At 64.8% G+C, this 438-nt stretch carries 1 protein-coding gene; it reads left to right on the top strand.

From position 1 onward, the window contains the following. A partial coding sequence (locus tag V7787_RS52935; protein ID WP_336095468.1) for a hypothetical protein occupies positions 1 to 438 on the top strand: 438 nt, incomplete at both ends.

Genomic DNA, 438 nt, shown 5'->3' with positions numbered 1-438 from the left:
ATCACCTTGGCCGGTGGCGACAATGCCACCTGCACGATCGACAACAACGACCAAGCCGCGACGCTGACCCTGATCAAGACGGTGACCAACGACAACGGCGGTACCGCCACGGTCAGCAACTTCCCGCTGACCGCGACCGGCCCCACCACGATTACTGGCACCAGCGGTTCGGCGACGGTGACCAATGCATCGGTCAGCGCGGGTGCGTACACCCTGTCTGAAACCAACCAGCCCGGTTACACCGCCGGCACCTACAGCTGCGTGCTCAACGGCGGCGCAGCCACGGTGGCGAACTCGATCACCCTGGCCGGCGGCGACAATGCCACCTGCACGATCGATAACAACGACCAAGCCGCGACGCTGACCCTGGTCAAGACGGTGACCAACGACAACGGCGGTACCGCCACGGTCAGCGATTTCCCGCTGACGGCGACGGGT

The organism is Pseudomonas sp. CGJS7, from assembly GCF_036961695.1.
Note: the sequence above shows the minus strand (reverse complement) of the source record. Positions and strands in the feature narration are given on the sequence as shown.